Raw genomic sequence first — 19,811 nt, 5'->3', positions numbered from 1 at the left:
GAGTTAGGATTTAAGGGCAATCCCCAGGAGTACCGCTCGGATATAGGGAAAGCGGGTCCAGGGAATAAAATGGTTGGCTTCTTTCAACCAGATCAACTCGACACGCGCCGAATTAACGAGCATTTTTTTTGCATAGGTTGAATTGGGGGGCGGTACCAGCGGGTCTTTATCACCATGCATGATAAAGACAGGGCAAGTGATTCGTTCAAAAGCGGGCTGCATGGTAAGAACATCCCGCTTGAAGAGTCGCAGTTCATGATTACTGGCCCGAATGGCACCCGGCAGTAGGTAGCGAAATGGGGCCGCATCGAGTATTCCTCGCCAGCGTTCGCGAGGTTCGTCGGCCGGAGATACAGATCCAGCCAACAGAACCAAGCCGGCAATGGGTAAGTCGGGGTTGTCGGCAGCGAGTTTGATGATCATTGGTCCACCCAAACTATGGCCAATCAGGTACATCGGTTTGCCGTTCTCCAACTTGTGCAAAACCAGACTAAGCAAGTCCGATTGTTCTTGGATACCTGTTGAGTATCCGAAATTACTAGTCCCAAAGCCTGGTCTGTCCAAGCTTACCATTCGGAAATGTTCCAGCAAAAGGCTGTCTTTAAGGTAGGTTTCAAAAGCGTTCCAACTACCGGGTGAGCCATGGACAAAAATGAGGGTTGGCCGATTAGTATCGCCAATAGCCATGTAATGTAAGGTTCGGCTCGCCACAGTCAATTGTTGGGGTACCAACGTTAGGCCCTGTTGCGCAAATTCTGTTACCGCTTTTGAATCGGTCGTTCGAAAGCTCATACACCCCTGCGCCATCACCAGCCAGGTCAACATAAGTAAGCCCAGTAAACTATAAAATCGGCACTGCGTCAACCACGCTTTCATAGAGGATTAACGAGCCAGACCAGACATTGAACAACCGATAAACCTACCAGCAATAGCCCCGTGAGTTGATCAATTCGGTGATAGTATTTCGTAAGCAACTGCCTGACCCAGCTACTTAGCCAGACAAATACCCACAATCCAAGCAGGGTTCCGATGGCAATTCCTGTTATGTAAGTCAACATTTCTAACGGACTCATCAGACTAACCCAACCTTTCTGAATAAGCAGGGTGGTATAAATTGTCCAGAACGGGAATGCAGCCAGATTAAGTAAACTCAGCAGGATACCCAGTTTAAAGGGATGAGCTTCCTGTTGATGTTCAGTCGGTATCGCATTTGGTTTTCGGAGGTAATACACGCCCATACCCAGTAAGACGGCGGCCGTGATCCCGTCGGTCAGGTATCTGACAATGCCGTTCTGTACCACTAGCTGCGTGAGGAGCACCGCCAGATAACTGTACACAAACTCGACTAATCCGCAGGCCATCACAAACCCAAATGCCGCCCACTGCCCCTGCCGTAGCGTGATTCGCGTCACGGTTACGTTGAGCACTCCTGGCGGCAAAGTCCCCAGAAAGCTGACGATCAGTCCGGCGAATAACGTGCTGATAAGCAAGTTCATAGCGTTGGCTTAGGTTTGCGATACGTTTTAATCCGCCGATAAATAGACCGCGCTTCCTCCAAAGTCATGTAAGGCACACCCAGACGGTGATTTTCGCGGCTGATAGTATAAAGAACGTGCCAGTGCTGAAGCAAAATCCGCCACCCTTGCCACAGCGAAAAGCCAGGATGATAGATGTGCGCCGGCTCAGCCCCGGCCCCGTTCAGTTCCAGAATTCGGATGTATTTTCCCCGATAAAGTTCCTCAATGGATCGGCACCGGAGATCGTATCGACCGTAGTAAAACCCATCAATCGATAAGCTAATCTGGTCGAAAACCGCCACTAGTTCAGGAGTAATCAGATGGTTGGCATTCAGAAATTTAGTACCTCGGCAGTGGTTGCCAATAGGCATCAATTGGACAACTTGCCCACGATCCAGTACGTCATTTAGTTGCTTCTCGTAACGTTTCGTCAGGGCAGGAAGCTGGAGCTGGGCGCGGTCACTTTGGCAAATCAGTTGGCGCATGGTTGATTGACCATCGCCCGTAATTGACAGAAACTCTTTTTGTACCACCGACGAAATCGTCCCTGTTTTCTGATTCGGCATTCGGTAGTAGAACACCCCTAACTCAATGGATTCGTCGACGTATTGCTGCACAATCAGATCCATGTGATTCGTGCGCAGATAATCTGATAGTTCATCTTCATTATACAGCTTTTCGACGCCCCAGCCCCGTTCACCCTGATTCGGTTTGGCAATAATCGGAAACCAGAAACCAGCCAGCACCATCCGATTCAGGATTTGATTTATTGAAACGGAGTGCCTGAAAAACAGGGTTTTGGGTTTGTATACATCGTCAATCAAGTCCAGGATATCAATTTTAGATTCACCAAGAAAACCGCCACTCTCAATGGAGGGATTCGCGGCTGAAAAAAAGAACAACGACCGGGCTTTAGCCGCCAGATAGAGATAATAGGCGAAAACAGGAATATACACCACTGCAAACGGCCAGTATTCCCAGTTGTACAGGCGAATCCGAAAGCGGCTCAGCCACTGGCGCATATGGCCCATTTTAGACGAACCGCTCGTAACCTGATGCACCGGATTTCGGTTTGGCTGGATGGGACGTTCATTGAGCAAAAACGTGTTCATTGGTAGTAGAAAGTTGTTGATGACCTATCGTATTGGTCAGTAAATCTTCGTAGCACATCGTGGCATTATCGCCCTCCTGCTGAATGGTGGTCAGGCTGATGGTTTGCATCCCATTTCCCCGGTTCATCAGCACACCATTGACCGTATCGCCTGCACCCGCCTGTTTATGAAAATCACGGATAGCCGATACCTTAAACCCATCCGTCGGTTGCTGAACAAGCCAGCTACCAAACCACTGTTGCCGCCGGGCAATCACCTCATCTGAATACAAGGTAACCGACGACCAGATGTGGGGGAGTTTCGGATTGAGCTGACGGAAGTGAGGATTTTGCCCGTCCCAGCGTAATTCCCAAAGTCGCTCAACGGGATGTTTAAAGCGCTGGTAATGAGTTTCAGGCTGAACGATGATGAGCGTAAAGGGTTCGAGACCTATAAAATTGTAGGCCGCGAACCAGTCCGCAGGTGAAGGATAGTCAAAAACCGACAGGACAACCAGGCCCCGGCTATGGCGGTAAGGTGCACGAGGTGTATGTGCTCGAAAGGCCCCATTAAGCAAACAAACGGTCAGTTGGGACGAAGCGGCCACCCAGCTACCCGCACTTTGCGGGTCTTTGGGGTAACAAATTGTGTGATAAGCCGACCGATAACGAACGGGAAAAACAGCTGCCGGGCGAATCGTTTTTTCGTCCCGGCTGGATGTCAGCAGAAAGCCAGTATGAGTCTGCGGAAGATAAGTGACCGTACACATAACCGAATGATTGGTGTCCGGTTAGTACGTTGACAAAGCATGTACCAGCTATTTTTTGTTATTTAAAATATTGATATATAATGCTTTATCTGACATTGATTACAAAGTTAGTTCTTGTTTAATAACGATATTTCGGGAGTGTCGGGATATTTCGGGAGTTCGTACACTACCTAGGTCAGTACGGTCGTACAATACCTAGCTTTTTCATTTTCGATTCGAGAGTAGTGGGGATGACGTCCAGAATCCGGGCAGCTCCGTTCTCGCCACTAACTTTCCACCTGGTTTGCTCTAACACGGAGATAATGTGATCGCGCTCGGCCTCCTCCAGGGTACGGGGCGTAACCCGGCGAGCGAGCGCACTATCCTGACCTACGCCTGACCAGTCACCGAGCTGGAGCTGGCGACCCGGTGAGCTAATCAATGACCGCTCAATGATGTTTTCTAATTCCCGAACATTGCCTGGCCAGTTGTAGGCCATCAACGTATTGATAACCGACAAGGGAATAGTATCGATACGTCGGTTCATGATTTGGCCATATTTATCGCAGAAGTGCCGAACTAACAACGGAATGTCGTCTTTTCGTTCTCGCAGAGGTAAACTCCGAATCGGGAATACGGCTAGCCGGTAGTACAAATCGGCCCGAAAGCGACCGGCCTCCACTTCCGTTTCAAGCGTGCGGTTGGTGGCAGCGATTAGCCGCACCTGCACCTTCAGGGTTTTGGTACCGCCAACCCGCTCAAACTCACCTTCCTGCAAAACACGTAGCAGTTTAACCTGCATATCCAGTGGCATTTCGCCAATTTCGTCCAGGAAAATCGTTCCGCCATCGGCCAGTTCAAACCGGCCAATTTTCTGAGAGTTGGCCCCCGTGAAAGCCCCTTTTTCGTGGCCAAACAATTCACTCTCAAACAGTGTAGGCGGCAGTGCTGCACAGTTGACTTTGATGAGCGGTTGATTTTTGCGCGAACTTCGCTGGTGAATGGCCCGCGCCAGCAATTCTTTCCCAGTACCTGATTCGCCCAGCAGCAGCACGGTGGTGGGCGTAGGGGCAACCTGTTCAACCTTGCGGAGAATGGGGGCAAAGGCTGCACTCTGGCTCACAATCTCACCGAATCCGCCTGTTTCCCGAATCTCCTGCTGGAGGTATGAATTTTCGGCCTGAAGATGATTTTTTAGTGTATCGAGTTCAGCTAGGGCCTGGGTCAGTTCCGCCGTGCGTTCGACCACGCGTTGCTCTAGACGTTCGTTCGTCTGCTCCAGTTCGCGTTGCAACTGCCTGATGGTTAAATGGGTCTGCACACGAGCCATCAGTTCCGGCAATTGAAATGGCTTTGTAATGTAATCGACCCCGCCCATGTTGAAGCCATTCACCTTGTCGATGGTATCGGTCATAGCCGTCATAAAAATAACCGGAATATCGCGCGAGAGGGGATTATTTTTCAGTTGTCGGCAGGTCTCAAAACCATTCATGCCGGGCATCATTACGTCCAGCAAAATCAGGTCGGGTTGGACGTATTTTATCTGTTCGAGGGCACTTTTGCCGTCACGCTCGGTCAATACCTGGTACCCATAATGGCTTAATGCATCGAATAAAATACTGATGTTGTGGGGAGTATCGTCCACAACCAGAATGCTGGCAGGTGCTGGTGTCATAGGGTAGTGTTCAGGCAATCGGTCAGGTATTGTCGAATGCGTCGTGTGTCGAATTCATTGGCCCATTGGCGGAGTATATTTACAAACGGCCGGTATTTGGCATTCATGGCCTCAATGGCCAATAGTTTTTCTACGATTCCACGAATGTCGCTCTGATTCGCTCGTTCGAGCAGGCTTTCGAGTTGTTCGGTTGGGGGCAATACCAGTTCGGCCTGTCCGGAAGCAGTTGGCGAAACCGACGTAATGCCGGGTTCGTATTGCCACGTAAGCGCCAGATGCTGGCCTATTTTCGTAAGCAGATTATCGACATCGACGGGTTTCGCCACAAAATCATCGAAGCCCTCGCGTAAGCTCCGTTGCTGGTTTTGCTCGAATACGTTCGCCGAAAACGCAATGACTTTTGTATTCGCCAGTTCGGGCCACCTCCGCAGTTGCTGTAAGGCATCGAAACCGGTTAATTTAGGCATTACCAGGTCCATCAGAATCAAGTCGGGGGGCTGTACCCGAACCCTATTGAGCGCCTGTTGACCATCGACGGCTTCGTCGACCAGAAAGCCAAGCGATGTGAGCAGGGCGACAACGACTAATCGATTATCGACATGGTCATCGGCTACAAGCACGCGCCGACGCAGTCCCTGATAACCCGTAATGCGTTCGCTTATGGGCCTGGGTACCATTCCCGAGCCCGATGAATCCGCTGATAACGGCAGGCTGACCGTGAATGTACTGCCCTGATTCGGGGTACTGACAACACTTAGATTACCACCCATCAGCCCTACCAGTTTATCCGAAATGGCCAATCCTAATCCGGTTCCTTCGATAAACTGTTGCTGGCCACGTACCTGATAAAAAGGCTGGAAAATTTCAGTCAGCCGGTCGGCTGGAATACCGATACCCGTATCAACCACCTGAAAAACAACCCGATACGCCCCCGGACGAATTTCCTGGCTGGTCACTACAAGGGAAACTTTTCCTTTTTCGGTAAACTTTACGGCATTGCTCAACAGGTTGTTTAGCACCTGCATCAGTCGTTTCTCGTCGCCCAGCACTGTGTCGGGTACGTTTGATTCAGAGACGTAGGAAAACGCAAGCCCTTTCTGTTCAGCGCGCGCCCGGAAAAACAAAGCTACCTTCATTAGCAGGTCGGGCAAGGCAAACGGAGCCCGTTGAAATTCGAATCGCTGGGCTTCGATTTTGGCAATATCGAGTACCTCATTGATGAGCGTCAGCAGGTGTTCGCCACTGGTGCGGATAACGCCCAGGCCGCGTTGCTGGCTGTCGTTCAGGTTAGTATCGCGCTGCAGAATCTGCGTAAAACCCAGAATTCCGTTCAGTGGTGTACGGAGCTCGTGGCTCATATTGGCCAGAAATTCACTCTTGGCCCGGTTGGCCGATTCGGCCACTTCTTTGGCCATCTGGAGCCGAACTGATTGTGCCAGAATCTCTTCTTTTTGTTCGACAACCTGCACCGTTCGGTCATGCACCAGTGATTCCAGCTTTAGCTTATCACGGGTAAGCCGACGGGTGTAGTAGCGAACCACCCCTGAAACCAGTGCGCAAAGCAGCAAAGCATAGACTATATATGCCCAGGGCGATAGAAACCACGGCAAGGCAATCTCGAACGAAAAACTACTTTCGCGACTCAGTTGTCCGTATGGATCACGCGCCCGAACCCAGAAGGTGTATTTACCGGCCGGTAAATTCGTGTAATCTTTACGGGTTTCGTGGCTCCATTTCGACCAAACTGAATCGTCGGGCATTTGGCCTTTACCCATCAGACGTACCTGAAATTCATTGCCGCCCTCGCCTACGTAGCTGGTAGCGGCAAACTGGAACGAAACGGCGCGGTAGCGATAAGGCAATACCATACGCGGTGAGTGTGCATCAACTGCATGACCGGCATAGACCAGCGAGTCATTCGCCAGCAGTCGGACTGCCCGAATAAGTGCCGGATAGTCGGGTGGCATCACCATCTGGGCACCATCGTAGCGATACAAGCCTTCGTCGTTGCCGAGCCAGACCAGTCCATTGGCTTCGGGGTAAACCACGTAGCCACCCTGCCGAATGGGTTTTAGACTTAACGTATCGGCCTTCCATTTACCCTCGGCTTCAGGTCGGAAAACAACCGGCGGATTGGCGAACCAAAGGCTTTGTTCTTTGCCCTCGGCCAGGTAAGGCGCGTCGGCGTTCAGATTTTTCAAGATAGAACCGAAAGAGTTATCCGCGATAAAGCGATTCGCTTGTGAGTCAAACCTGTACAATTTTCCCCCCGCCGTAAAAAGCATCCCTAGCGAAGTCGGAAAAATATGATTCCAGTTGGTCGATGCTAACCCCTGTCCAGTACTAAAATGCCCAACAGGACTTGTTAATCGAAGTTCACTACTCGGCTTAAGTTGATAAAAACCAATACGTTGCGTACCAATCCAGATCGTTCCGTTTCGGTCTTCGGCCAGCGACACGCATTCAGTTTGAACTCCCGCCAGATTGCCGACATATTGCCAATGATTACCGTCGCGTCTGTAGAGTCGAACGCCGATATTCGTTGCCGCCAGCAGGTAATTGGCAAAGCGACGGGGACGTAGCAAGGCCATAACGGGCTGATCGTCGGTGCGCAGTATTTCGGCCACGTGATTCTGCCGGATACGCCAGATGGCACCGGAACCACCTGCCCATAGGTCAGTCCCATCGGCCAGCAGCGACCAGCAGGAGGCATCCGTGCCGGGTACCGTCTCAAACTGGTGCTTGGCATCGGTCCAGCCGAATAGGCCAAGCCCCGTACCAATAAACAGCCTTCCTTCGTGTCGACGGATGGCCCGCACCGTTGAGCGCACGTTCAGGCTACTTTCGAATCGGCTAATGGGCAGGTTAATTTCGATCCGGTCAAGACCGCTGCCGGTTCCGACCCAGAGTGATTTTTCGCGGTCGTAAAAAAGGCTCAACACTACGTTCCTGTAGAGTCCGTTGCTTTCATTGATCCGTTGCACTTCGTTTCCGGCTTCGTCCAGAATTCGAGCACCATCGGTGGCACTGCCGATCACGTAGCGATGCGTTGTCCCGTTGGCAATATAAATAGCCCGAAAAATACGGGCTCGATGTAGCCACGCATCAGCCTGGGTGGGTAACGTAGTCAGCAAGGCGCGCTGGGGGTCATAGACAAACAGACCACTATGGCACGTAACAATCATCAGGCGATTGCCAACGTAAGGCAGAATGGCTTCAACCCGTTCGTGACTGAGCCGGTCTGTATTCGACAGGGTCGTGAGATGATCCGATAGCGTTGAATTAGCTGCGACGCTTGCCTGTAGTAGTTGCCCCTGTTTTGTCTGGACGATAAGCGTATTCTGAGCAAGACTGGCGTGACGGATGCCTGCCGGTACATTCCAACGTTGGTCTGGTCGGAATCGTTTAGATTTGACCGGATGCCGTCTATTCCGATCAGATCTAAATTGGTCGGTTCGGTAGGCATAGATAACCTGATCCGTACCAAAATAAATTAGACTGTCAGAACCGAAAACCCAGACCGTTTTCTCTGTAGTAGCTGGTGCATCAGGTAATTGGTCGCTTAGAGAAACGTAGCATCGCTTACCACCGGGGTCGATGCGAAGGAAACCGAAATTGGTGTCGGTACCAATATAGATTGTGTTTGTTGAGTCAATGGTAAGCGCGCGGACAGCTTGCCCCGGCACGTCGATTAGTTGCCAGGTGCTGCCGTCGAAGGCCAGCAAGCCATGTTGATTTCCTACGTATAAAATGCCCTGACGATCCTGAATAATGGCGCGACTTTCGGGGTGGGCGTGGTAGGTAGTGGGTGCGTAATGCTGAATGAACGGCAGTCCGGCAGGCTGACTTTGGCCGGAGCGGACCATCAGCAACAACAAAATCATTCCAAAAAGCCGTATTCCGCGCATAAAGAACTAGTCAAAGCCTCGCCAATCAGTCTGCAATTGTCATTCCATGTTCTTATTACGACCAGAATGCCCCATTCTGAGGTTTAGTCCGTCATTACGTGCTGCATTCCTTGTCGGTTATTAGCCACATTTTTACGAAATATCAGGAGAATCCCGAAATATCGCTACTGGCCGGATTGGCACAGCAGGATTCTTAGCGACTAAAACCGCTTTCAGTGACCTGTAATGGGCATTTTACCCCTTTGGGTGGACATGGCATATTGTTTGGTTTTTCGGTTGATAGAAAATTTATTAAAGCTACTAAGAATCATGTTCACTTCTGGCAACTATCGCAAGGCTATACAGCCCATCTGGCTCATCGGAAATTTACTGCTTTTCCTGTCTTTATCAGCAGCTCAGGCGCAGACCGACCCCGTTCGGGTTAAGCAGTTTAACCTGGACAAAGGCGTCGCGATTCAGGGCTACGATCCCGTGGGTTATTTCGTGAATCATAAGGCCATCAAAGGGTCTTCGCAATTCGCCACTACGTACAAAGGTGTTACGTATCAATTTGCTTCGGCAGCCAACCGCGATGCGTTTTTGAAAACCCCCTCGACCTACGAACCATCTTACGGCGGCTGGTGCGCCTACGCCATGGGCGCTACCGGCGAGAAAGTCGAAATCGATCCGGAAACCTTTGAAATCCGCGATGGTAAATTAAATCTGTTTTACCACACGCTGTTCAATAATACGCTTCCGAAATGGCAAAAAGACGAACCAAATCTACAGCGGAAAGCCGATCAGAACTGGGCCAAAATCGCCGGAAAATAAAACCTCGGTTTCCAGAAAACGACCTGCGCAATTCGCTCATCCACTCATTTCTAATGAAGCTACAGGAAATTTCGGCTGATCTTTTTGATCAACTCATCAGCATCAGCTCACAACTAACCAACTACGAATACGCTCAGCCACTCGACCTGCTGTTTGGTGCATCCGTTGGCAAGCATGTTCGCCATGTACTTGAATGCTACGCCATTGCGCTTACAGGTTACCAAACGGGCCATATCAACTACGACAGCCGGGTTCGGCAACTGGCTCTCGAAACAGATCCGCAGGTTGCCATCGATACGATGCAGCAAATGTCGAGGCTGCTCGAACAGTGTAGCAGCGATCGGACGCTTCGGTTCGAGGCTTCCTACTCGCCCGACACCGAAACCGATGTGTCCATATCGACCACGTTTTTTCGGGAATTGCTCTATAACATCGAACATGCCGTCCATCATTCGGCTATCATTCGAATCGGGCTGGAAACAGCATTCCCACAGGTGACGATTCCGGCCAATTTCGGTATCGCCTACGCTACCGTACATCACCTGAAAAAGACTTCCTTAACAACCGCATAACCCGAATCAGCATGAATTATCAACTCATTATCTTCTGGATTGCCCGACTGGCGGCTGCTATCATCATGCTACAGACGCTGTATTTCAAGTTTACCGGACAACCCGAAAGCATCTACATTTTTTCGAAAATGGGCATCGAACCCTGGGGCCGGTATGGGTCGGGAGTGGCCGAACTGATTGCGTCCATCCTGATTCTGATTCGGTCGACATCCTGGATTGGGGCCGGACTGGGGCTAGGCGTCATGCTTGGTGCCATCGTATCGCACCTGACCGTATTGGGCATTGAGGTGCAAGATGATGGCGGTTACCTGTTTGTGCTGGCGCTGGTTGTGGCCATCAGTTGCCTGACCATCCTCGTCATCACCCGACACGACTGGATGCTTATTATCAATCAATGGCGTCAGAAAACCTTATATTCATAACTAACCTAACAACTATTTTTTTACCATGAGAACGGTCCTTTTTCAACTGATTATCCTTTTCTTTTTGTCTACGGCAACGGTATTTGCTCAACAAGTCGAGGTGTTTGCTACCGACAATCAGGCTATTCGAGGCTATGACCCGGTCGCTTATTTTACAGAGAGTAAAGCCGTTAAAGGAAGCTCAGATTTTAGCTATCCGTACAAAGAAACTACCTGGCTGTTCGCCAGTGCTGCCAACCGCGATGCCTTCAAAGCCAATCCGGACAAGTACATGCCTCAGTATGGGGGTTATTGCGCGTATGGCCTCTCGCAGGGTCACAAATCGCCTACCGATCCCGAAGCCTGGACTATCGTCGATAACAAGTTATACCTCAATTATAACCCTAAAGTGAAGACGAAATGGGTTCAGAGTCAGGCCGAAAATATTCAGGCTGCCGACCAAAAGTGGCCAACCTTGAAAAATTCAAAGGAGTAAGTAAACCTCAGAAACTATGTCGAATCTATTAACAAGTGCTCTGTTCTTACTGGCGTTTGCCGGAATAAACGTTGCCTGGACGCCAAATAAACCTCCAGTCCATGCAAAGCGGGAGCCGGTAGCCGTGGTCGAATTATTTACATCGCAAGGTTGTTCGAGCTGCCCATCCGCCGATCACCTCCTGACCGAAACGCTGGCAGATGCCGCGAAAACAAATCGGAATGTTATCGGGCTATCGTTTCACGTCGATTACTGGGATCGGTTAGGCTGGAAAGACCCGTTCAGCAATCATGCGTTCACCAAACGGCAGTATGAATATGGGGAGCGTTTCAAACTAAGTGGCGTTTACACTCCTCAGGAAATTGTAAATGGGCAACAGGAATTCGTTGGGTCGAACCGAGTCAGGCAGTCCAATTTGCTGGAAGCCGCCCTGAATCAGCCTGCCAGCGCTGGCGTGCAGTTAACGATTGCTTCACCTTCGGCTACTACCCGTTCGGTTAGCTATAAACTTGATGGCGATTTGGCCAATGTCGTGCTTCATATCGCCTTAGTCAGTAAGGTAGCCGTTACAAATGTGCAACGGGGCGAAAATGCCGGGCGAAAACTGATTCATAACAACGTAGTCAGAAGTTTTCAGACGGTGTCGGCTTCACCCGAAGGCTCCGTTACCCTAACGTTCCCTGATGGATTCGAACCCGCCAACGGAGCTATCGTGGCCTACGTACAAGGGCAACAACGGCTGGATATCCGGGGGGCTTCGCAAGTCAATCTAAACTAATCTTACCTTTCTCCAATACGGTCATGGTTATAGCTGGAATGCTCCGATACGTTCGGGGGTGGGGGATTTTGTTGCCTATGCTGTTTGTCGTCTGCCTGTCAGCCTGTGTCAAAAACGTTGAGTTAATCCCCGTAAACACAACGTTAACACCTGGCACCAGTACGCCGGTCAGTACATCGACTACATCAGCTACTACTGTCGATAGCAAAGACCAGAAATTGATTGCCCAGGGGACATTCGTCAATCGGGTTCATACAGTAAAAGGCACCGTAAGTGTCTATAAAAAAGGGAATTCACGCACATTGACATTCACGAATTTCTCAACTGATGGTGGCCCTGACCTACGGATTTACATCACCGAAGATGCCGCCCTGACCAATTTTATCGAGGTGTCGAAGCTGACGATGACTGGTAATTTTTCGGTGGATCTCCCGGGCAATTATAGTCCGGCTCAACATAAAACCGTGCTCATCTGGTGTAAGTCATTCAGCGTGCTTTTTGGCTCAGCTACGCTCACACTCAACTAATTTACCCCCGTTCATTTTGCAATTCTTCATGAAAAAATTCTGTGTGCTTTTACTACTGCTGTTGCCCGATTTTGGCTTTGCCCAGTCGAATCCGGCCATCAGTCAACCTGATTTTAAGAAAATCACGGAGGTTCTCGATCTAAGCCTGGCTTCAAACGGTGATTTTACTACGGCGGCCTTATCGTTCAACCGGTTACATGGCTTAGGGAGATCGCACCGGTTCAGGATTGGGTATGGTTTGCGTTTTACATCGGCCTTTGGGAGCAATACCGATTACCGAACAGCTCCTGCCCGATTAACCTCTGGCAGTCAAAGTTTTGCTGCTCTGGTTAGTGAGGATATTATTGCCAATATCGATACGGTTCGGTTTCCTAAAACGCAGATTAATTCACTCAACATCAGTATTAATCTGGAATACGCCATATCCCAAAAGTTTGACATCGGCATCAATATCGACGCCATTGGTTTTAGCTTCGGCGCTACCCAGACCGGAACATTTATTGCCAACAGTCCGGTTCGGTCGTCGCTGAGTGGCACCGCCCAGGAAGCCAAACCAACGACGTTTAACCTGTTGCTTGTCAGTGATAGCGACCTGGGTAGTCTAAACTCTGAAGCCTACGTTCGGTATAAATTCAGCCCACGTGTCAGTGTTCGGGGAGGCCTTAGCTTCCAGTTCAACGAATACACGACCACCCGCAAACTTACCTTCGAAAATGACCGGTTCCGCAGTAAAAATGCCATGCCTTTACTCGCTATCTCCTACCATTTTTAGCATGAAAAAGCAAAGCTTATTCCTCGTTTTGGGAATCCTATTTAGCCTGTCTGTGGTTGCCCAACCCAACTGGAAAACCACAAAGGCAGCCGTCACCTTTAAGATCAAAAATGCTGGACTGAACGTCGATGGATCATTTGGTGGATTTTCGGGCATGCTTGTTTTCGATCCAGCGATGCCCGAAAAAGCCCAGCTTTCGGCCAGCGTTGATGCAGCTACACTTGAAACTGGCGTGAATATGCGAAATAACCATCTGAAAAAGGAAGAGTATTTCGACGTAGCTAAGTACCCGCGCATAAATCTTAAATCGACACGGATCGAGAAAAAAGGAGCAACTGCCTACTTAGGTACGTTCGCCCTGACGATCAAAGAAACGACCCGTACCGTAATGATTCCATTTACAGTTACCCAGACTGGCATGATAGCACAGTTTGTGGGTGAGTTCGTCATTAATCGGCGCGATTACGACGTAGGTGGCCGGAGCCTGCTGATGGGTAGCGACGTAACGATAAACCTTTCTATTCAGGCACAATCGACCGGAGCTGTAGTTGCCACCAATTAATCGGGCCGCTGCAGCGGTCGCTTTTCAACGCTATGCCTTTACCCGGAAGTTTTATCAATGCCTTTGGCGTAGCGGTGCCAGACTATGCACACGCACAGTCTCAACTGGCCCAGTTCATGGCAAATGCGCTTCAGCTTGACGAACCGGCTCGTCAGCGGATGATTGCCCTGTACCGACAAACCAAAATTAGTCGTCGGTTTTCGGTATTGCCCGATTATAGTCAGTCAGTAGGTCAGTTTACGTTTTATTCGAACAGCCCGAACCTGGAGCCATTACCATCAGTTGGGCAGCGGATGGCGGTCTACAAGCGCGAAGCTCTTCCACTCGCATTACGGGCCGTTCGGGCTTGCCTGGCCCATTATCCAGCGTTTTCGATATCCTCCATTACGCATCTAGTGGTCGTGAGCTGTACCGGCTTTTACGCGCCGGGACCTGATATTGACCTGCTTGAGGCTTTAGGCTTGCCGGGAACTACGCAGCGGCTGTTGATTGGGTTTATGGGTTGCTACGGCGCCTTCAACGGGTTGAAAGCCGCCGATGCTATCGTCCGGGCTGATCCGAAGGCGAACGTACTGGTCGTTTGTGTTGAGTTGTGTACGATTCATTTTCAGAAGCCCGAAAACCCTTCCAACTGGCTTGCAAATGCGCTGTTCAGCGACGGCGCTGCCGCCGTATTGGTTCAGGGAACGGCTCGCCCGGAACAGTCCTTTCAACTGCAATCCTTTCATTGTGATCTACTACCCGAAAGTCGTGATCAGATGGCTTGGACGATTGGGGATCACGGATTTGACATGGTGCTGACATCGACTATTCCAGACCTGATCCGGCATCACATTAGTCGGCTACTTCAGAAGATATTGGAAAAGAATGGCCTTGCTGCATCCGATGTAGACTATTTCGCGCTCCATCCGGGCGGTCGACGGATTCTGGATCTGATCGAACTGGAACTGGCACTTGAGCGTAGCCAAACCAGACACGCCTATTCAGTCCTGAAGCAGTACGGTAATATGTCGTCGGCAACGGTACTATTTGTCCTGAAAGCCATTTGGGATGAGCTGGCTGAACTGGTCGTCAACGCGCCCGAAATAGCTTCATCGGGTTACTCGAAACGCATTGCCGGAGTGGCCTTTGGGCCGGGACTCACGCTCGAATCGATGTTATTGCAGGCCCACGTTAATCCAAATCAAGTTGCTGATAATCTGCAGGATGAGATCCCTAAAGATACGTTAGAACTAATCGAATTTTAAATCATTTTTAAACAACACAATGAACCGGACCACTTTTTTTAGATGCCTGGGAGCACTGGCGATTGTTGGACCACTTGCAACCGCTTCAGTTCGTCAAACTACTGAATCGATTGACGAGAGTAAACCACCACGGCGGGTCGTAAAATCGGAAGCTGAGTGGAAGAAAATCCTGACGCCTGATGAATTTGCCATTGCCCGGCAACATGGTACCGAACGGGCTTTCAGTAGTCCGCTGGCCAAAAATCACGAGCGGGGAGAATACCGCTGCGTTTGCTGCCACGAGCCCTTATTTCGGTCGGAAACTAAATTTGAGTCGGGGACGGGTTGGCCAAGTTTTTACGCCCCAATCAGTAAGAATGTAGTCAAAGACGTGAAGGATACCAGCTATGGCATGGTCCGAACCGAAGTCCAATGTGCCGTTTGTGATGCCCATCTGGGTCACGTTTTCAACGATGGGCCTGAACCAACGAGTCTGCGTTACTGCATGAACGGTGTATCGCTTGAATTTGTCAAAAAATAATACAGCTAACTCGTATGAAAAAGGGTCAAATTATTTCGTTATGCCTGCTGTTTATAGCAGGGTATGTGCAGGGCCAGGACGCATCGTCAGCAAAACTACCCACGCTTAAACCGGGCGAAGCTATTGCTACGTTTGCCGGGGGCTGCTTTTGGGCGCAGGAAGAAGGTTTCGATCAGCTTGCTGGCGTTCGAGAAGTGGTATCGGGTTATTCGGGTGGTCACGTTAAAAACCCAACGTATCAGCAGGTCGGCACCGACGAAACCGGACATGCGGAATCCGTGCAGGTCTATTACAATCCGTCCGTAATCAGTTACCGAGAGCTGTTGACGGCGTTTTTCGCTGGCCATGACCCCACCACACTCAACCGGCAGGGACCCGATATTGGACGCGACTACCGGTCTGTAGCGTTCTACCGGACACCTGCTGAAAAAGCCGAAATTGACGCTGCTATTCGGCAGGTGAACGCCGAGAAGCATTTCGCAGGGCCGGTCGTAACGGAAGTTGTTCCTTTCACCGTGTTTTATCCCGCCGAAAACTATCATCAGAATTACTGTAAACTACATCCCGATCAGCCATACATTCAGAACGTATCACGTCCGAAGATCGACAAGTTGCGGAAGGCCATGCAGGGTAAACTGAAAACGAGCATTTAAATGGAAACCTCTGTAGTGAGTCGCTCGAAAACCTCGCCGACCATGAGCCTGCAAGCGGTTTGGCTACACCTGCGGGTACCGTTCTCCTTTTTTCTGATGCCCGTTTTCTGGTTCGCGCTGAGCCAGTCGCCCCAGCCTGACCAGGCGCGAACCTGGGTCGTTCTCGGTATCATTCACCTGCTGCTGTATCCGGCAAGCCATGCGTATAACAGCTATTACGACAAGGACGAAGAAAGTATCGGACTGCTAGCCTCTCCGCCCCCCGTCGACCGGACGCTATGGTGGGTTGCTTGGAGTCTAGATATTCTGGCGCTGCTGTTGGGTACGTGGGTTGGCTGGCCATTTGTCGTGTATCTGCTCGTGTACGGCCTGTTCTCCAAAGCCTATAGCTACGACGGAATTCGGCTGAAAAAATACCCGGTTGTAAGCTGGCTGGTTGTCGGTACGTGTCAGGGAGCGCTAACGTATTTGGCCACGTATCAGGCCATTAATCAAGTGGCTATCGCTACGTTGATTCAAGCCGATTTATTGCTGGCGGCTGGACTCTGTACGTTGAATATTCTGGCAATTTACCCGATCACGCAGGTTTACCAACACGCCGAAGATGGTCGCCGGGGTGATTTAACGTTGAGTCGCTGGCTGGGTATTCGGGCTACGTTTGGCTGCACTGCCCTGATTTTTACGCTGGCTACGGCCGGATTTTACTTCTTTTTCCGGGGACAAACACCCTTCTATTATTTGCAGCTTTGCCTGTTACCAGCCACCCTGTTTTTCGTGATCTGGTATAGCCGGGTTCACTGGAATCCACGCTTAGCGAACTACCAATCGGCCATGCGGATGACGTTGCTGGCTGGTGTCGGACTGAACCTTTTCTTTATCGTTTACTGGCTTATGGCAGACAAATGAATTTAGTTGAACATGGTAAGCTACTCGTAAACATGAACTTACAGGCCCGATCTAACCAGAAAGAACTACTGGACAGCGATGCTATTCCCTTTACGGACATCAGCCAGAATATGCTGGGGCTGAATCGGATCAATCACTTGCTTGGCGGGCATCGCACCACGCTCAAAGGGTTCCGCTTCTTTGGATTAGATTCTGATGAATCTCGTAAAAACGCTCCTTTTTCTTATGAACAAATAAATTGGTAGAGCAATTTATGAGTCTTAGATACGCCGTTTCGCCCGCACCGATGCCTTACGTTTGCCACCAAAACCCTTCTACTCAGCGAGCAACCCCCTACTGTGCTATTGCAATTCAATACCGGCCTTGTGCATCAAATTATACACAATCCCAAGTAATAGGATTTACCGCCAAAGGGGTGGTAAATTACTGTTTTTGTAGCCAGTTGTTAATTTCTTCCGTGTAATTTGGTGATTTCAAGGATTGTAAAAGACTTAGCGTTGCTTTTCCTTTTGTTGATCTCAGTGCATTTTTATAGGCCTCGCCGGCTCCTTGCGGGCTGATTTCTTGATTTACTGCATCAGTTGGATTGATGATCAGAATTTTTCGATTACCTAGAAAATTAACCAGATCTGGAAGATCATAAGACGGTAAAGCACCAGCCACTGCGGAAAGTATAAACTTCGTTTTATAATTCTTTTCAGCCGTAATGGCTTGGTAAGAGATCAAGGAGTTCAACAGAATGAGCTGACTAAATTTATTGCAAAACACGGCAGCATGAAGTAAGTCGGGGCCAAGCGTCCTCCGGGCAGCTACCGTAAGCGGTTGGGAGAAACCCTTTATTTTTCGTATGTGATTTGCCAGAATTTCGATTTCTTCCGCTCGTACGGCAACCACGCTTTTATGCGTCAGTAGGCCCGTAAACCATAAATTTATCGGGACTCCCTCAATCACGGAATCACCACCTTTGATAAAACCTGGGCTTAGTTCGCCTATTCCACTCAAATCCGGAATAATTAGTTCATACCCGCCTTTAGCCAATTGATCGGCCCATTCTCCGGCGCTGGTGGCAATTGCTTTGCCCCTATCGTCAAGTAGCACCAGGGTTTTAATAACTTTACGCGTTGGCTTTAGCCATAGTACTGGAAACAAATAATTTCCAGCCCCTTTTACCAGGTATTTTTCAATCGAGTACGCATCCCGGTGCAGACGGCCAGAAAAAACCAAATCGCCACGCTCGGGCGGTTTTTCGTAACCCGTTATCGTTTTGACTGTTTCGGGAAGGGTAGCAATGACTTTTCTTTGTCGGGCTTTTGCACTTAAAAGATGTTTTTGAGTTAGTGAGAATAATGACTCGCTTTGTAATGACGTATAAACCTGTCCGGTAGGAGTGACATTTAATTCAGCTTCTTTAAAAAACGGGACGTTTAGATCCGTAGAACTACCGGGATTATTCAGGTATTTTTGAAAAAATTGGTAGCAAGCTTCTCTATTTTTAAGCGTTGACATATGCTCAGCGTCATCCTCCACCATGGCTAACTCAGCCCTTTTCCCAAAAGCGGTATAGGCTCTTTGCGCTTCATGAAACAGATCACGGGCTCCCTGAATACTGAATATATCCCGCGTCGTACTGACAATCAGTGTTGGTTTTGGAGCCCGGACCTCTAGATAATCAGCCAAATCAATCCCGTTTTCAAGCCCATAAAGTAGATTTTGCTCCGCATCCTGGGGCCCTTTGGAACGTAGTAACTTATCGTACGTAGTCAAATAACATTCCGGTGCAGCGGCTAAGATCCTATTGTCCATGGCTGCAATGTAGGTGCATTGCGTACCTCCTCCCGAACGCCCCGTAATCCCGATCCGGTTTGAATCTACCTCCGGTCGGCTCACCAGATAATCGACCGCCCGAATGCCATCCCAGATGAAATAGTTAGCCGGTGAAAATCCAGCCAGAAATGATTGAACACCCGGATACGAATGCTCGTTAACGGCCGATTGTTTAACGACCGAGTCGTCGCCGTACTGCCTCCGCTCACCCTGACCAATGGGATCGAAAGCCAAAACGATGAAGCCTTTTTTAACATAATTAAGGATAACATGCTGATAGACATCAGCCCTAAAACCGGTTGAGTGATGTCCGCTGCAATACACAATTGCCGGTAGTTTTCCCGTTCGGTTTTTAGGCAAAAAAAGAGCGGCTGTAACAAAGTAATTAGGTCTTGATTCGAAATAAAGCTTATCTACGCTAAAATCCTCCCGTTGAATGCTTCCCGTAATCACTGGGTTTAGCTGCGTTTTTTCGGGAAAAGGGCCAATTAAGGTTGATAGTTTCCTGCGAACTTCGACTTGCCGTTTTTGCCAGTCAGCCTTCAATTTTATCTTATTGACGGCTATTTTTCGCTGAGTAAGCTGGTCAAAAGCCCGTTGGCATAAATGACGGTACAAACTGCTGGATGGTGTATCCCCTTCGTAATTCCAGTACGGAAAAACGGATAGTTCCTGCTGGGCAAAACTACCGTGAGAAACCAATAAGAGTAAACCGATCAACCAACTTCTACATAAAAAGGAATGGAAATTAGCACACATAAAATCGTTGGTTAATAGCCGGGGTTTGCTCTAGGGCAGGGTTGC

20 protein-coding genes are annotated in these 19,811 nt (G+C 49.6%); 13 read left to right on the top strand and 7 right to left on the bottom strand.

The annotated features are described in order from the left end of the window. Nucleotides 1–3 precede the first annotated feature (3 nt). The 6 genes from ACYVF1_RS24395 to ACYVF1_RS24370 all read right to left on the bottom strand — a co-directional run bounded on the left by ACYVF1_RS24395 (nucleotide 4) and on the right by ACYVF1_RS24370 (nucleotide 8,939). Nucleotides 4–876: an alpha/beta fold hydrolase gene (locus ACYVF1_RS24395; protein ID WP_461083829.1), complete on the bottom strand. Its 873-nt coding sequence runs from the start codon at nucleotides 874–876 to the stop codon at nucleotides 4–6. Next, nucleotides 873–1,496, bottom strand: a complete 624-nt coding sequence (locus ACYVF1_RS24390) for a LysE family translocator (RefSeq protein WP_461083827.1) — start codon at nucleotides 1,494–1,496, stop codon at nucleotides 873–875. The genes ACYVF1_RS24395 and ACYVF1_RS24390 overlap by 4 nt, the downstream gene beginning before the upstream one ends. After that, the gene (locus tag ACYVF1_RS24385) at nucleotides 1,493–2,629 is read right to left on the bottom strand and encodes a hypothetical protein (protein ID WP_461083825.1); all 1,137 of its coding nucleotides are present in this window, start codon (nucleotides 2,627–2,629) and stop codon (nucleotides 1,493–1,495) included. The genes ACYVF1_RS24390 and ACYVF1_RS24385 overlap by 4 nt, the downstream gene beginning before the upstream one ends. Further along, nucleotides 2,607–3,377, bottom strand: a complete 771-nt coding sequence (locus ACYVF1_RS24380; RefSeq protein ID WP_461083823.1) for an NRDE family protein — start codon at nucleotides 3,375–3,377, stop codon at nucleotides 2,607–2,609. The genes ACYVF1_RS24385 and ACYVF1_RS24380 overlap by 23 nt, the downstream gene beginning before the upstream one ends. Before the next feature lie 175 nt (nucleotides 3,378–3,552). Next, nucleotides 3,553–5,031 carry a sigma 54-interacting transcriptional regulator gene (locus ACYVF1_RS24375; RefSeq protein WP_461083821.1) on the bottom strand — a complete coding sequence of 493 codons (1,479 nt, stop codon included), beginning with the start codon at nucleotides 5,029–5,031 and terminating at the stop codon, nucleotides 3,553–3,555. After that, the gene (locus tag ACYVF1_RS24370) at nucleotides 5,028–8,939 is read right to left on the bottom strand and encodes an ATP-binding protein (protein ID WP_461083819.1); all 3,912 of its coding nucleotides are present in this window, start codon (nucleotides 8,937–8,939) and stop codon (nucleotides 5,028–5,030) included. The genes ACYVF1_RS24375 and ACYVF1_RS24370 overlap by 4 nt, the downstream gene beginning before the upstream one ends. A gap of 309 nt (nucleotides 8,940–9,248) precedes the next feature. Here ACYVF1_RS24370 and ACYVF1_RS24365 point away from each other — a divergent pair, with 309 nt between their 5' ends. From ACYVF1_RS24365 to ACYVF1_RS24305, 13 genes are read left to right on the top strand one after another with little or no spacing between them, the layout of a single operon-like run. Beyond that, nucleotides 9,249–9,749 (top strand): YHS domain-containing (seleno)protein, encoded by a 501-nt coding sequence (locus ACYVF1_RS24365; RefSeq protein ID WP_461083817.1) that lies wholly within the window; start codon nucleotides 9,249–9,251, stop codon nucleotides 9,747–9,749. A gap of 53 nt (nucleotides 9,750–9,802) precedes the next feature. Further along, entirely contained in the window at nucleotides 9,803–10,321 is a 519-nt protein-coding gene (locus tag ACYVF1_RS24360; protein WP_461083815.1) for a hypothetical protein, read from the top strand. An 11-nt stretch (nucleotides 10,322–10,332) separates the two neighbouring features. Next, nucleotides 10,333–10,743: a DoxX family protein gene (locus tag ACYVF1_RS24355; RefSeq protein ID WP_461083814.1), complete on the top strand. Its 411-nt coding sequence runs from the start codon at nucleotides 10,333–10,335 to the stop codon at nucleotides 10,741–10,743. Nucleotides 10,744–10,768: 25 nt separating this feature from the next. Continuing rightward, on the top strand, nucleotides 10,769–11,218 hold the full coding sequence (locus ACYVF1_RS24350) for a YHS domain-containing (seleno)protein (RefSeq protein ID WP_461083812.1): 450 nt from the start codon (nucleotides 10,769–10,771) through the stop codon (nucleotides 11,216–11,218). A gap of 16 nt (nucleotides 11,219–11,234) precedes the next feature. Next, entirely contained in the window at nucleotides 11,235–11,996 is a 762-nt protein-coding gene (locus ACYVF1_RS24345) for a DUF1223 domain-containing protein (RefSeq protein WP_461083810.1), read from the top strand. 23 nt (nucleotides 11,997–12,019) lie between these two features. Beyond that, nucleotides 12,020–12,523, top strand: coding sequence for a DM13 domain-containing protein (locus ACYVF1_RS24340; RefSeq protein WP_461083808.1), 504 nt, complete (start codon nucleotides 12,020–12,022; stop codon nucleotides 12,521–12,523). A 28-nt stretch (nucleotides 12,524–12,551) separates the two neighbouring features. After that, the gene (locus tag ACYVF1_RS24335) at nucleotides 12,552–13,295 is read left to right on the top strand and encodes a hypothetical protein (protein WP_461083806.1); all 744 of its coding nucleotides are present in this window, start codon (nucleotides 12,552–12,554) and stop codon (nucleotides 13,293–13,295) included. Between the two features lies 1 nt (nucleotide 13,296). Beyond that, complete coding sequence (locus ACYVF1_RS24330; RefSeq protein WP_461083804.1) at nucleotides 13,297–13,857, top strand: YceI family protein; 561 nt, start codon at nucleotides 13,297–13,299, stop codon at nucleotides 13,855–13,857. A gap of 32 nt (nucleotides 13,858–13,889) precedes the next feature. Further along, nucleotides 13,890–15,104 carry a type III polyketide synthase gene (locus ACYVF1_RS24325; protein ID WP_461083802.1) on the top strand — a complete coding sequence of 405 codons (1,215 nt, stop codon included), beginning with the start codon at nucleotides 13,890–13,892 and terminating at the stop codon, nucleotides 15,102–15,104. Nucleotides 15,105–15,123: 19 nt separating this feature from the next. Next, the gene (msrB, locus tag ACYVF1_RS24320; protein WP_461083800.1) at nucleotides 15,124–15,624 is read left to right on the top strand and encodes a peptide-methionine (R)-S-oxide reductase MsrB; all 501 of its coding nucleotides are present in this window, start codon (nucleotides 15,124–15,126) and stop codon (nucleotides 15,622–15,624) included. A gap of 14 nt (nucleotides 15,625–15,638) precedes the next feature. After that, nucleotides 15,639–16,277 carry a peptide-methionine (S)-S-oxide reductase MsrA gene (gene msrA / locus ACYVF1_RS24315; protein ID WP_461083798.1) on the top strand — a complete coding sequence of 213 codons (639 nt, stop codon included), beginning with the start codon at nucleotides 15,639–15,641 and terminating at the stop codon, nucleotides 16,275–16,277. Continuing rightward, nucleotides 16,278–17,183 (top strand): UbiA family prenyltransferase, encoded by a 906-nt coding sequence (locus ACYVF1_RS24310; protein ID WP_461083796.1) that lies wholly within the window; start codon nucleotides 16,278–16,280, stop codon nucleotides 17,181–17,183. Nucleotides 17,184–17,215: 32 nt separating this feature from the next. After that, the gene (locus ACYVF1_RS24305) at nucleotides 17,216–17,428 is read left to right on the top strand and encodes a hypothetical protein (protein ID WP_461083794.1); all 213 of its coding nucleotides are present in this window, start codon (nucleotides 17,216–17,218) and stop codon (nucleotides 17,426–17,428) included. Between the two features lie 178 nt (nucleotides 17,429–17,606). Here the strand turns inward: ACYVF1_RS24305 and ACYVF1_RS24300 are convergent, their stop codons facing one another. Continuing rightward, nucleotides 17,607–19,766 carry an alpha/beta hydrolase family protein gene (locus ACYVF1_RS24300; RefSeq protein ID WP_461083792.1) on the bottom strand — a complete coding sequence of 720 codons (2,160 nt, stop codon included), beginning with the start codon at nucleotides 19,764–19,766 and terminating at the stop codon, nucleotides 17,607–17,609. Nucleotides 19,767–19,811: the final 45 nt, after the last annotated feature.

The organism is Spirosoma flavus, from assembly GCF_054778555.1.
This window is presented reverse-complemented; position numbering and strand designations above follow the sequence as displayed.